Genomic DNA, 13051 nt, shown 5'->3' on the forward strand with positions numbered 1-13051 from the left:
ACGTCACAATCCGTCGGGGGAATGGCTCAGTCCCCAATTCGCCGCTTGTTCTGCTGAGCATGCTGACCGCCTTGCCCCGGTCCGCGCCTCATCTACTTAGCAATGACAAGAGCCGCGCAGTTTTGGGGATTTGCTGATGCCTTAGCGGTCGCGTGGCCAGAACTCTCAGCGTGATTTCTATAAAGGTGTGAGTTGACCGTTTCCAACCGCGAGGCGACACTCACGGTCTGCGGCAAGCCAGGAGGAAAAATTATGGATGAGCCACACGGCTGGCGCCAGATGACAACCGCGCCGAAAGACGGCAGCCGGATACTCGTTACGATCCGCCCGTCCGAACAGGGGCCGGCGGAAGTTGACCTTGCTTATTGGTCGAATGGCGATCAGTTCGGTGCAGAAGGCTGGCGTGCTTCCGATTCCTCGCCCGGCCGCCTCGTGGAATATGCCGAGCCGGAATTGAAGTGCTGGATGCCAATGCCCTCGGCCAATTCGGGCATCACCTCCATGCCCTCACCCTGGGAAGGCGACGACGCCCAGCAACTCGACGGGTCAGGGATTTGAGAGCTCCTGCGACCGGGTTGCGAGGATTCGATACACTGCTGATATAAAGGTGCGAACGGCAAGGCTCCTCCAGTCACGCGGCGATTCCCAGGCGCTTCAGAACAGGTGATGCTGGTGAGGTCTTCGATGGTCGTCGCCATGGCAATTGCATCTGCACCTGGACAGCCGGCCCGTTGATGCGGCAGATGTCGCTCTAGATCCGGGCGGCTACCGCGATTGTGCTCCTGGTCGCGGCATATGGTATCCAAACACTCGTACTAGACCTTCACCTTACCGATATCCGTGGATGGGGCGCTCGCAGAAATGCGTCCTTTCGCAGCGTCTCGCTCCATCGTAAGACTTGGAGAAATGTCAGGAACCGCAATTCACCGTGGACTTCCAATGAACGAACATATGAAGGCAGTTGAACTCAAAAAGGCCTTTCGCCTGATCAACTACGGACCAACGATCCTGGTATCGGCCCGCCACGGCGGCATTGACAACGTCATGGCTGCCGCATGGTGCTGCGCGCTCGATATCGATCCACCGAAGCTGACCGTGGTGGTCGACAAGCTTGCCCAGACGCGAACACTGATCGAGGCGAGCGGACGTTTCGTCATACAGGTGCCGACGGTTGCGCAGCTCCAGCTGACGCATGAGGTTGGAAACCGCAGCCTGTTTGAGGAGCCTGACAAGCTGCAGAAGTCAGGGGTATCGGTTTTCGATGTGCCGGGCCAGGACCTGCCCTTCGTGAAAGGCTGCTCGGCCTGGCTCTCCTGCAGGTTGATCGACGAGCCTCATATCCAGGATGCTTACGACCTGTTTATCGGCGACGTAACGGCGGCATGGGCGGATGACCGTGTGTTTCGCGACGGACACTGGCACTTTGAAACAGCCGGGCCTGAATGGCGCAGTCTGCATCACGTTGCGGGTGGTCATTTCTACGCCATTGGCGAAGCGCTTTCGGTCGAAGCAGAACCTGTCGAGCGCGCGTAGTCCCTACACTGACCGGAAGGCCAATCCAGCCTTTTGTCGCACCTGACGTCAGCCCGTCGACGAAAAGGTTCTGGAAGAAGAAAAACAGGAGAGCGATTGGTAGAGCCATCACCATGGAGTCCGCCATGACTGCTCGCCGAACGGTGTTGACTCGGTCGATCTGGGCGGCATCGCCGAGCTCAAATGGATTGCCGAATATGCCAATCTGCTTTCGATCGTGATGGCGCCCATGGCACGGCGAATGGTTCGCTCGGCCTCAAGGCACTATTCAGGTCCGCGCCACCCTGCCCCATGACATCATCGCCTTCGAATATAGGGCCGGCGATCCGGAGGGTTGCCGCAGACGATCGTCGAGGATGGTTTTGTCGATGTGATCGACCGGCCAGGCATAGGTATCGATCTTCCGCCCGAACGGACGAGACGGGGTCTCGCGCAAGACGATTGTCCATTCTTCGATTGATCGACGATCCGAAGGTCGCCACTCGATCCAACTTCAGCGCGAGCAACAGCTGCGGCCGCAGCCAATTGTCATTTGACATCGCGATTATTTGATTCCTATAGTTGATCTATTATGAACTAGATGTTGTTCATATCAGAAACAGGAGAGCAGCGATCTGGAGGAGCAGAGCGCTGAAGACCTGAGGAGGAGGCTCATGGGAATCCGATGGAGCCGCGTCACCCCGCATCTGGCCGTTGCGCCTGCGGCACTGTTGACGCTTGTCTTTTTCGTTGGGGCGATAGGCTGGACCGTCTATCTCTCATTCACGGCGTCCAGACGCTTTCCCGACTATGAATTGGTCGGCTGGAAGCAGTACTGGCGGCTGTTTCACGATCCGTCCTGGATTCTGTCGCTGCAGAACCTCGTCATCTTTGCTGTGGGCAGCCTGCTGTCGATCGTCACGGGTTTCATCCTGGCAGCGCTGATCGACAAGGAAGTGCATGGCGAGGGCGTCTTCCGCACCGTCTTTCTCTATCCGCTCGCCGTCTCGCTAATCGTCACCGGCCTCGTCTGGCGCTGGCTCTTCAATCCGGGCCTCGGCGTAGAGAATGTGCTGCACTCGATGGGCTGGGAGAGCGCCTCCTTTAACTGGCTTGCAAGTCAGGACACCGTCATGTTCGGCGTTATTCTGGCGGCGGTCTGGCAATCGACCGGTTTCTTCATGGCGCTCATGCTCGCAGGCCTGAAGTCGATCAATACCGAGATCTGGCAGGCCGCGCGCCTCGATGGCGTGCCCTTCTGGCGGCTCTACATCGAGGTCATCATTCCCATGATGAAACTCACCTTCCTGACCTGCATCATCCTGCTCTGCATCGGCGTGGTGAAGGCCTATGACATCATCGTCGCCATGACCAATGGTGGACCGGGCGGCGCCTCGGTCATGCCTGCTTATTTCGTCATCGATGCCTATTGGCAGAAGCAGAACCTCGGTTTCGCGTCCGCGGGTGCCACCGTCATGCTCTTGACGACGCTCATTCTGTTCCTGCCGCTCGTCATCATCACCGCCATCAGGCAAAGGAGGGAGGCATGACGGCGATATCAGCTGCATCGCAATCCGGTCGCGAGACCAGGGTGCGCAGGCGTCCGCTGATCCGGCCGAGCCGGGTGGTGATCTTCCTGTTCCTTTTGATGGCGGCCGCCTTCTTTGCGGTGCCGCTCTATGTCATCGTCGTCACGTCCTTCAAGACGATGGATCAGATCCGCGAGGGGCAGATATTTTCCCTGCCCTCGCCCTGGACGACCGATGCCTGGTCTTATGCCTGGATGCAGGCCTGTTCGGGCATGAACTGCAACGGCGTGCGCATCGGCTTTGTCAATTCGCTCTATATTCTGACTCCCAGCCTGGTCCTGACGATCTCGCTGTCGATCATTACCGGTTACGGTCTGGCACTCTGGAACGTCAAATGGGCGAACGGCTTCCTGTTCGTGCTTTTCATCTGCGCCTTCGTGCCGTTCCAGATCATCATGTATCCGCTGATCAAGATCACCGGTGCGCTGCATATCTACGGCACGACATTCGGTATAGCCGTCATTCACAGCGTGTTATCAATGCCTTTCCTCACATTGATTTTCCGCAATTATTTCAAGGGAATGCCGCCGCAGATCATTGCCGCCGCGATGATCGATTCCGGCTCCTTCTGGCGGATCTTCTTCGAGATCGTCCTGCCGATGTCAGGCAATATCATGATTGTCGTGCTGATCCTGATGATAACAGGCATCTGGAACGACTTCCTGGTCGGCCTGACATTCGGTGCGCAGGACACGCAACCGATGACAGTCGTACTCAACAACATCACCGTCACGACGACAGGCGCCAAGAACTATGCGGTCGACATGGCTTCGGCACTGCTCACCGCGCTGCCGCCGCTCGTCATCTACTTCGTTCTCGGCAGGTTCTTCGTGCAGGGCATCACTGCCGGCGCCATCAAGGGATAGATGCATGCCTTCCATCGCATTCAACAATATAGTCAAGAAGTTCGGCGCGCTGACAGTCATCGAGAACCTGAACCTCAGCATTGGTGACGGCGAGTTTCTTGTGCTGCTCGGGCCCTCCGGCTGCGGCAAGACAACGCTTCTCAATCTCCTGGCTGGCCTGCTGGAGATTGACGACGGAGAAATCCTCATCGACGAGCGGGATGTCAGTTACCTCGACCCCAAGGATCGCGGGCTCGCCATGGTCTTCCAGTCTTATGCGCTCTATCCCACCAAGACCGTGCGTGGGAACATGAATTTCGGGCTTTCTTCCCGCGGCATTTCGCGGGAGGAAGCGGATAAGCGGATCGCCTGGGCAGCCAGGCTCCTGCAGATCGAGCATCTGCTCGACCGCAAACCCTCGCAGCTTTCCGGCGGCCAGCGCCAGCGCGTGGCGATCGGCCGGGCGCTGGTCAAACAGTACGGCGTCTGCCTGTTCGACGAGCCGCTCTCCAACCTCGATGCCAAGCTGCGCAACGAGATGCGCATGGAGATCAAGAAGCTCCACAACCAACTCAAGAATACCGTCGTCTACGTGACCCACGATCAGGTCGAGGCCATGACCATGGCCACCAAGATCGCCGTGATGAACAAGGGCGTCATCCAGCAGTTCGGCACGCCGGATGAGATCTACAACGAGCCGGCCAATCTCTTCGTCGCCGATTTCGTCGGGTCGCCGGCCATGAACCTGCTCGACTGCACCCTCAGGCGTGATGGCGGCGATCTCGTTGCCGTGGATGAGAAGGACAGCATCCGCATCAATCTCGGCGAATATAAGTGGAAGTCGAAGGCGGCCGAAGGCAAGCCTGTGAAGGTCGGCTTCCGGGCGGAGGAGCTTCTGATCGAGGAGCGCCAGGATGCGGGAAATACCGTCCGTTTCGATTGCCCGGTCGAATATTTCGAGAAATCCGGACCAGATGCTTTTGCCTTCCTGACCATGTCGGGAAAGAGCATCGCCGTGCGCATCGATGGGCGAGACGCAAATCGCTATCGCAGCCAGCCGGCTCTGCCCGTTTATCTGCCGCTGACCAAATTGAACGTCTTCGACGCTCCGACCGGCCAGCGGCTCTGATCAGATCTAAAAGGGAGGAATGATGCATGACAAAATGGAAATCGCTGAAACGACTATCACTGTTGCTTGCCGCGACCACTCTTGCTGCAAGCGCCTGGGCAGATGAAGTCGTCGTCTATCACACCTGGTCCAAACCCTCAGAGATTGCGGCGCTCACCGTTCTCAGGGAGGCGTGGGCCAAGGACGGCCACCAGTGGAAAGATCTGTCCATTGCCCATGACTCCGGGGCCAACGTAAGCCTGATGAACATGATCACGGGCGGCAATCCGCCTGCGATCTTCATGAACTCCGATCCCGGCATCTATCGGGATCTGAACAAGCAGGGTCTCGGCGTGCCGCTCACCAAACTGTTCGACAGCATCGGCGCAACGAAGAACTTCCCGCCCTCGGTTCTCAAGAACATCACTGTCGACGGCGAGATCATGAAGGCTCCCGCAACGGTGCATATCGACGGCATGGTTTACTACAACAAACATGTCGCTGAAGCGGCCGGCGTCGACCCGAAATCCTGGAAGTCGCTCGACGATCTCTTTGCAGCCTTCGACAAGGTCAAGGCAGCCGGCTACATCCCGATCGCCCAGGGCGGCGACCAATTCCAGAAGGCTTACCTGCTGCAGGCATTGATCGCCTCGGAAGAAGGCCCCGATATCTACAATCGCTTCTACGGCGAGAAGCCCGACCGCACCGTGATCGATACGCCGGAGATGCGGGCGGCTCTTAAGCGTTTCCGCCAGATTGCCGACCACACGGATCCGGGCTCACCCAATCGCCAATGGAACGACACGACCAATCTGGTCATCACCGGAAAGGCCCTGCTGCAGATCCATGGCGACTGGATGAAGGGCGAGTTCATGGCCGCGCAAAAGAAGCTCGGCGAGGATTTCGACTGCATCAACATTCCGGGAACCAAGGCTGTCGTCGTCACCGTCGATTCCTGGGGCTTCCTCAACACCAACAATGCCGATACCGCAAAAGCCCAGGAAGACTTTGCCAAGCTCGATGTCGATCCGAAGCTCAATGCCGATTTCGTACTGAAGAAGGGTGCAAGCCCCGTTCGTACCGACGCCGATACGACGAACCTCGATGCCTGCAACAAGCTCGTTCTGGAAACGCTGAAAGATCCGACGAAGCAGGTTTCCAACCCCTTCAATATGGCCGACGCCGACTGGTATCGCACCATCTGGCAGGAAGCCGATAAATACTGGAGCGATCCGAAGCGGACGGATGACGAGTTCGTTCAGGCGATGCAGGACGCCTACGACCAGATTTTCTGAGATCGACAGACGAAAGAACCCGGCAGGTGACTGCCGGGTTAGCTTAAATCCTTGCCGTTAAGGCAAAACAGTCCATTTAGACTGATTCAGTATGCAGCCTCTTGATGGCCTGCAGCTGAATGCAATCCGGCGCCATTTCCATGACCTCGATCTGCGTGCCATCGGGATCCTCGATCCAGGCACCGCGATTGCCATCGATACCGATTTTGGTCGGCCTTGGCTGGCTGGGCTGAATACCGACTTTTGCAAGCTCTTCGAACGTCTTGTCGATATTTTCGACGGTGAGGCAGATATGGAAGATGCCGATAGTGTCAGGGGCGGTTTCCGGCCGCCTTACGCCCTTTGGGAAAAGCTCCAAATACTGATCGTCGTTGATGCGCAGATACACGATCCACGCTTCGCCCTGATCGTTCAGCAGACGCGTCATCTCGCGAAAGCCGAGTTTCTGGTAAAATGCGAGCGACTTATCCAGGTCGTTGACGCGCAAGGCGATATGGCCGAGATGCTTGAAAAGGTCCATGGCTCAGGCCCGTCCGTTGATGCGGCGAATAGCGGCCGTCTGCATGGCGTCTGTGCCAAGCTGCATCAGTTCGATGCGGTTGCCCTCGGGATCGGCGATCCAGGCCTGGTAGTTGTTGTCGACGCCGAGCTTCTTTTCGGCCGTCAACACAACGCCACGGCTGGTGATGTCGGCGATCGCCTCGTCGATGTTTTCGACCTCGAGGCACAGATGGTTATAGCCGACATTGGCAAATGGCGGTGCGCCGTCGCCAACACCCTCCGGAAACAGTTCGATGAACTGCGTGTCGGTGATCCTGAGGTAGACGATCCACAGGCGGCCGTCACGCTCGAGCCGGAACATTTCGTCGAAGCCCAGCTTGTTGACATAGAAGTCGAGCGAGCTGTCGATGTTCTTCACACTGACGGCCACATGTCCGATCGATTTCACACTTTTCATTGCATCCTCCTCCGTATTTCCGTTTCACAGCGCACGCTGGCGCAGCCACCTGCCGAACCTCCTGATCCGGCATTTCTCGGAACGTCGTGCCGAGGATAAATCGACGTGACGTTTCTTATTTGAACTGATATAAGTTCATTTAAGAATTTATCGGCATTCAGGTGTCGGAGTCAATCGAAAGGAGCCGCGATTGCGTGAACTCCACGCATTGCTTATGGAAGGCTAAGCATTGCCCCGATGGGCCTGGCAGGATTTTCATGACCGACATTAGCGAAGACGCCGCGCAGAAATATCGCATCCCCGTCATCGAGCAGATGGTGGAGGTGTTTGCGCTCCTGGAGCGCACGCCGGAAGGCGCTACGATCCGCGACGTTGTGAAGGCCGTGAAGCTGTCACGCACCACGGTCTACCGCATGCTGAACACGCTGAGCGCCTACGATTTCGTGCACCGTTCACCGGCGGGAAGCTATACGCTCGGGCGGCGCCTGCTCACCCTTGCTGCCCATGTCGCCCCGACCGTTGCGAGCTACGATCTCTTGGCGATCGCGCAGCCGCATCTTAACAAGATCTCGGAACTCCTGGGTGAAGGCAGCAAGCTGACGGTACCATCCGGCGACAATATTCTGGTCGTCGCCTCGGCGCAGGGGCATGGCCAATATGCTCTGTCGGCGACGGCCGGCCAGCGCCTGCCGTTTCATGCGGGCGCTGCCGGCAAGATCCTGCTCGCCTTTTCACTGCAGGAGGATATTGAGCGTCGCCTGACCAAGCTCGAACGCTTCACCAGCCAGACGATTACTGACCCCAGGCAGATGCTTGACGAGCTTGCGCTGATCCGGAAGCAGAACTGGGCGCGGGACATGGGGGAGCAGATGTCCGGCGTTCACGCGATCGCAGCCCCCGTCCGGGATCATCAGGATACGGTCATTGCAGCCGTCAGCGTTCCCTTCGTCACAGGCGTCGACGAAAAGCGTATAGCGGACATCAGGCAGGCGGTGATCGCGGCAGCACAATCAATCACCAACGACATCCGCTCTGCTACGCCTCACATGGCTTCGGAAGAACTGGCCGACGAGAAGCCGGCACCAAAGCGCGCAAATCAAAAGACGGCAACAAGGCCGAAGCAGCGATAGACATCCAGCCGTCTGAACTCTCCTCTCCTCGACGGACGATGCATTCTCGCATCGCCCGGCCGGCGGGAGAGAGTTCTAAATGAAACTGCCTTCCTTCAGATGCTTCGGAATCGGATCCGGACGACCGCAGCTGCTGCGGATGGCGACCGGCCGTTTGGACTGTGCAGATCGTTCAAAGGCGGTCATCACCTCGAGGGCATGAAAAGCGAGTTCCGACGAGACGCGGTGCGGCCTGCCGGAGCGCAGTGAATCCACCATCTCGGCTGCACCAAGTCCTCTCAGGCCGAGATGACCAGGAACGCCTTCGACGTAGGGATGATCGACCGCCACCTCCTCCCAGGCCTCATCGCCTTCGGTGAAGATCTCGACCTTGCCCGTGAAGTTGTTTGGATCCGGCGTCACCATCGAGCCCTTGGAACCATAGATCTCGATCTGGTTGTGCTTGTGCTTGATGACGTCAAAGCTCGTGGCGATCGTCACCGTCGCACCGCTATGGAACTCCATGACACCGGTCAGGTGCGTCGGCGTCAGCACCTTGATTGTCTCGCCGAAACGTGGCCGCGTCTTCACGGTTCGCTCTATTCGGGTGACTTTGGCAGCGCCGAAGACTTCGCGAACCGGTCCAAGAAGGGCGATCAGATTGGTGACATAATAGGGACCGACGTCGAGCATCGGCCCACCACCACGACCGTAGAAGAATGCCGGATTGGGATGCCAATGCTCGTGACCCGGCAGAAGCAGCATGGCGGTTGCGGAAATCGCCGTGCCGATGCGGCCTTCGTCGTAGAGGCGGCGCGTCAGCTGATGGCCGCCGCCCAGAAACGTATCGGGTGCGCAGCCAAGCCGCAGATCGCCGGCACGAGCGAGCGCCATCAATTCCTCGGCTTCTTCCATCGAAACCCCGAGCGGCTTTTCGGAGTATACGTGTTTGCCGGCAAGCAGCGCCTTCTTGCTGATGGAATAATGCGCAGTCGGGGTGGTGAGGTTGATAATGAGGCCGATTTCGGGGTCGGCAAGCATTGAATCGAGCGACACCGACTGCACCCCGAACTGTTCGGCAAGCTTGCGCGCCGGTTCCTGGTAGAGGTCGTAGATCGATTTCACGCGAATGAAATCGAACATATGCAGCGTCGCGACATAAGTGGCGCTAATATTCCCGGCACCGACAATGCCGACTTTCATAGGGTTGTTCCCGCTCATTTTGGTTCCTCAGGCGATGATGATGTCGAGTTCGGCAGCGCAGTCGCGCAGGTAGCGGATGCCGCGCTTCATTTCGGAATCGAATTCCGGCGTGGCTTCCCGGAAATGGGTCCAGTGCGACGCGCCGGGCGCATCTTCAAGCTCCAGGGTTATCGGTCCCGAATAGCCTATTGTGCGCAGGGCCGCGAAGATCGCCTTCCAGTCGATCTTGCCCCGACCGGGGCGCCAGTGGGCATTTGTGTGCCCCTCATTGTCGGAGAAATGTGTGTTGTAGATCCGGTCTCCAAGCTGCAGCACCACGTAATGCGGCATGTCGCCCGCTGGAAAGAGATGGCTTGGATCGAAATTGAGTCCGAGATTGGGTGCGCCCGTGCGCTCGATCAATCGCAGCATTCCCTGACCCGAGCTTACCCAGCGATAGGGGTGCGGTTCGATGGCGACACGCAGCCCGGCATCCGCGGCAAGGCCGCAAGCGGCGGCGAAGCCTTCCACGACGACCTCATATTCCTCAGCCCAATCCCACTCGGGCCTGACGACGGCGGACCATTCCTGGGCAGTGGGCCGCTGCAGGATCGGCCGGATATCCGATTGGAAAGGATAAGGCGTCATGCTTGTCATGATCGGCGTGCCAATCTTTGCCGCCAGCTCGACGCCGCGTTTATAGGCATCGAGGTCCGCGCGTGAGACCGGCGCGCCATCGTCGCGTGAAAATGGCAGATTGTAGAAGAAATTGGTCAGCGTCAGCCCTTCGCCATCGGCGATCGACCTGAGCTCGCGGATCGTCTCGTCAGTGTAATAACCGAGCATATCGACCGACCATGCCGTCAGCTCGAAACCTTTGCAGCCGGTGGCAGCCAGCCGGCGCAGAGGCGCTGCATAAGGCGGGTTCCAGTTAAACGTCCAAATTGGCGAGCCGAAAAAAAGCGCTTGAGCACCCACGCCGTCCTCCCATCATTTCGCAGCGTATTTTCTCGCCCTCTGGAGCGCTCCTCCGCTTCAAAAGGCAATTCGTAACGTTACGAATGCATGGCGTGGCTTATTGTGTCAACGGCATTCCCTCTGGATTTCTATTTCCCTTGCGACAACGCCAGCCGAATTCGTAACGTTACGAACGACTTGGCCTGCGAAGAATTTCCGGGGGATTTTTAGCGAAGGTTGAATTCGCTGCGGCGTTCGACAAAACTGGCACGGACGATCTCAATCAGGCCGGACGCAGCCTCGCCCTGCATCGACCTGTAGAGAAGATCGCTCAGGCGCTGTCCGATGAGGAAATTCGGGAAATAATAGGTACTGAGCGACGGGTTGTAGAAGTCGTGAAGCCGACTGCCCGAATAGGTCAGTATGGAAAAATCCTCGCCGACCTTTCGCCCGAGATCGGCGAGACCGGAAACGAAGCCAAGGGCCGCCTCGTCGCTTGCCACGAAGGCGCTGGTGACATCAGGGTATTTGGCAAGCGCATCCACGGCAATCTTCTTGCCGCTGTCAGGGGTGGTTGCGGTGAAGAACATCCGCTCGTCGGGAACGGTTTGGTTCCGGCGATTGAACTCAGCCGTCCAGCCCTTGATGAATTGCAGGCTGTAGGTGAACTGGCTGGAAGGCGCGACAAGCAGCGGTGCCTTGTGTCCTGCATCGAGCAAACGCGCCGCAGCCGCCGCGCCGATCTCCTCGTGGTCTATGTCGATACTTGGATGTTTGCTCAGCAGTTCAGTACGCCCGAAGGTGACGAAGGGCATGCCGACCTCCAGCAGATATTTCACCCGATCGTCCTGGGGTCTCGTATGGGTGAGAATGACGCCATCGACCGTCCCCTCCTCGACGAGATCCCGCACCGTTGTCAGCGGATCGTCTGCCTGAAACTGTGGGACAACGGTCGTGCGGTAGCCCAGGCGTTTCATCGCGCCGCAAAAACCTTCGATCAACGAAGCGACGACGATATTCATCTCGCCCTCCCGCTGGAACGGCATGATGACACCGACAGCATGTGTCTTGCCCGTTTTCAGGTTTATGCCGCCGAGGTTCGGTCGATAACCGAGATCGGATGCGGCTTTCTTGACGAGGTCAATCGTCTCCCGGTTGACCTCGGGCCCGTCCTTCAAGGCGCGGCTGACAGTCGTGACGGAGAGGCCCACCGATTTTGCCACGGTACGCAGGGTCACCCGCTGCGCAGCCCGGCGGGACGCCGCCAATTTTGCCTGATCCGCCACCCATTTCCTCCAATTTACAGCCGATATCCTTGCGGAAGCATGGCAATCTCTAGCCTATCATGGGAGGTTCGTCCAAAGGGGGCGACCGAATCCGAGGCCGGCATCAGCGAATCTTCGATGCCATCGATCGCTGACAACAATAGCTTCGGCTGGCCATGCGGCCGTCGTTCGCATAATAAGCAGATAACTATTTAGTTATTTCCCAACCTCCGAGGTATTCATCATGAAATTCTACAGGCTTCCGCAAACCGACCTTGACGTGTCGAGCATCATCCTTGGAATGATGCGGATCCCAAACATGAGCAACGGCGAAATTCAGCAGCTCGTTGGCGCGGCCCGGGACGCCGGCGTGACGTTTTTCGATCATGCTGACATCTATGGAGGCACGCCGCATCGCTGCGAGGCTCGCTTTGGCGAGGCAATTTCACTTGATGCGGCCGAACGGGAAAAGCTTGTCATCCAGAGCAAGGTCGGCATCCGCAAGGGATTTTTCGATTTCTCCGCCGAGCATATTCTGGCCTCCGTGGATCAATCGCTCGCGGCGCTGAAGACCGACTATCTGGACGTGCTTCTGCTGCATCGTCCTGATACGCTCGTCGAGCCCGAGGAAGTTGCCGCAGCCTTCGACACGCTCAAATCTTCGGGCAAGGTACGCCATTTCGGCGTTTCCAACCACACGCCTGGCCAGGTCGAACTTCTTAAAACTGCGGTGACGCAGCCACTCATCGTCAACCAGGTACAGCTCAGCATCACGCACGCGCCATTGATCGCATCAGGCGTCGCAGCCAACATGGCCGGCCTTGACCAGTCAGTCGATCGCGACAACGGTCTCCTCGACTATTCCCGCATCAATGGCATGATGCTGCAGGCGTGGTCGCCCTTCCAGAAGGGCTTTTTCGACGGCGTATTCCTCGGCGACCGCGAAAACTTTGCCGATTTGAACGATGTCATCGACGAACTCGCCAAGGCTTACGGCGTCACCCCGACAGGTATTGCCGTTGCCTGGATCACCCGCCATCCGGCAAAAATCCAGGTAGTCCTTGGCACCACGAAACCGGAACGTGTCGTCGAAGCCGCAGCCGGCTCTTCTGTCTCGCTCACCCGCCAGGAATGGTATCGGCTGTTTACGGCCGCAGGACACACTTTGCCCTGACCTGCCTCGAAGATGCTGCCGTCCGTCAATCGGACGGCAGCTACGAACGCAGGCTTT

General features: G+C 58.1%; 13 protein-coding genes and 1 pseudogene. 8 read left to right on the forward strand and 6 right to left on the reverse strand.

Annotated features, from left to right (window positions below; genetic code table 11):
* The first annotated feature begins 252 nt into the window (after positions 1-252).
* Complete coding sequence (locus LVY75_04095) at positions 253-558, forward strand: hypothetical protein (GenBank protein ID XAZ21144.1); 306 nt, start codon at positions 253-255, stop codon at positions 556-558.
* A 381-nt stretch (positions 559-939) separates the two neighbouring features.
* The gene (locus tag LVY75_04100) at positions 940-1533 is read left to right on the forward strand and encodes a flavin reductase family protein (protein ID XAZ21145.1); all 594 of its coding nucleotides are present in this window, start codon (positions 940-942) and stop codon (positions 1531-1533) included.
* 28 nt (positions 1534-1561) lie between these two features.
* Here LVY75_04100 and LVY75_04105 read toward each other — a convergent pair.
* A pseudogene (locus LVY75_04105) lies at positions 1562-1657 on the reverse strand (carbohydrate ABC transporter permease).
* Positions 1658-2186: 529 nt separating this feature from the next.
* Here LVY75_04105 and LVY75_04110 point away from each other — a divergent pair.
* Genes LVY75_04110 through LVY75_04125 form a run of 4 tightly spaced genes read left to right on the forward strand, consistent with a single transcriptional unit; the run spans position 2187 to position 6349 of the window.
* Entirely contained in the window at positions 2187-3062 is an 876-nt protein-coding gene (locus LVY75_04110) for a sugar ABC transporter permease (protein ID XAZ21146.1), read from the forward strand.
* Positions 3059-3967: a carbohydrate ABC transporter permease gene (locus LVY75_04115; GenBank protein XAZ21147.1), complete on the forward strand. Its 909-nt coding sequence runs from the start codon at positions 3059-3061 to the stop codon at positions 3965-3967. The genes LVY75_04110 and LVY75_04115 overlap by 4 nt, the downstream gene beginning before the upstream one ends.
* Before the next feature lie 4 nt (positions 3968-3971).
* Positions 3972-5075, forward strand: a complete 1104-nt coding sequence (locus LVY75_04120; GenBank protein ID XAZ21148.1) for an ABC transporter ATP-binding protein — start codon at positions 3972-3974, stop codon at positions 5073-5075.
* Positions 5076-5101: 26 nt separating this feature from the next.
* Positions 5102-6349: an ABC transporter substrate-binding protein gene (locus LVY75_04125; protein XAZ21149.1), complete on the forward strand. Its 1248-nt coding sequence runs from the start codon at positions 5102-5104 to the stop codon at positions 6347-6349.
* A 76-nt stretch (positions 6350-6425) separates the two neighbouring features.
* Here the strand turns inward: LVY75_04125 and LVY75_04130 are convergent, their stop codons facing one another.
* Together LVY75_04130 and LVY75_04135 are read right to left on the reverse strand one after the other, a co-directional pair.
* Entirely contained in the window at positions 6426-6869 is a 444-nt protein-coding gene (locus LVY75_04130) for a VOC family protein (GenBank protein ID XAZ21150.1), read from the reverse strand.
* 3 nt (positions 6870-6872) lie between these two features.
* Positions 6873-7307, reverse strand: a complete 435-nt coding sequence (locus LVY75_04135) for a VOC family protein (GenBank protein ID XAZ21151.1) — start codon at positions 7305-7307, stop codon at positions 6873-6875.
* Between the two features lie 257 nt (positions 7308-7564).
* On the opposite strand from LVY75_04135, the gene LVY75_04140 reads away from it, so the two are divergent.
* Complete coding sequence (locus LVY75_04140; protein ID XAZ21152.1) at positions 7565-8437, forward strand: IclR family transcriptional regulator; 873 nt, start codon at positions 7565-7567, stop codon at positions 8435-8437.
* 75 nt (positions 8438-8512) lie between these two features.
* Here the strand turns inward: LVY75_04140 and LVY75_04145 are convergent, their stop codons facing one another.
* The 3 genes from LVY75_04145 to LVY75_04155 form a co-directional block, all read right to left on the reverse strand.
* A complete protein-coding gene (locus tag LVY75_04145; protein XAZ21153.1) occupies positions 8513-9637 on the reverse strand; it encodes a Gfo/Idh/MocA family oxidoreductase in 1125 nt (374 codons plus the stop codon).
* A 9-nt stretch (positions 9638-9646) separates the two neighbouring features.
* Positions 9647-10576 carry a sugar phosphate isomerase/epimerase gene (locus tag LVY75_04150; GenBank protein ID XAZ21154.1) on the reverse strand — a complete coding sequence of 310 codons (930 nt, stop codon included), beginning with the start codon at positions 10574-10576 and terminating at the stop codon, positions 9647-9649.
* Between the two features lie 206 nt (positions 10577-10782).
* On the reverse strand, positions 10783-11841 hold the full coding sequence (locus tag LVY75_04155) for a substrate-binding domain-containing protein (GenBank protein ID XAZ21155.1): 1059 nt from the start codon (positions 11839-11841) through the stop codon (positions 10783-10785).
* Between the two features lie 223 nt (positions 11842-12064).
* Here LVY75_04155 and LVY75_04160 point away from each other — a divergent pair, with 223 nt between their 5' ends.
* Complete coding sequence (locus tag LVY75_04160; GenBank protein XAZ21156.1) at positions 12065-12994, forward strand: aldo/keto reductase; 930 nt, start codon at positions 12065-12067, stop codon at positions 12992-12994.
* Positions 12995-13051 lie beyond the last annotated feature (57 nt).

Source organism: Sinorhizobium sp. B11, from assembly GCA_039725955.1.
In the GTDB taxonomy this organism is placed as follows: domain Bacteria; phylum Pseudomonadota; class Alphaproteobacteria; order Rhizobiales; family Rhizobiaceae; genus Rhizobium.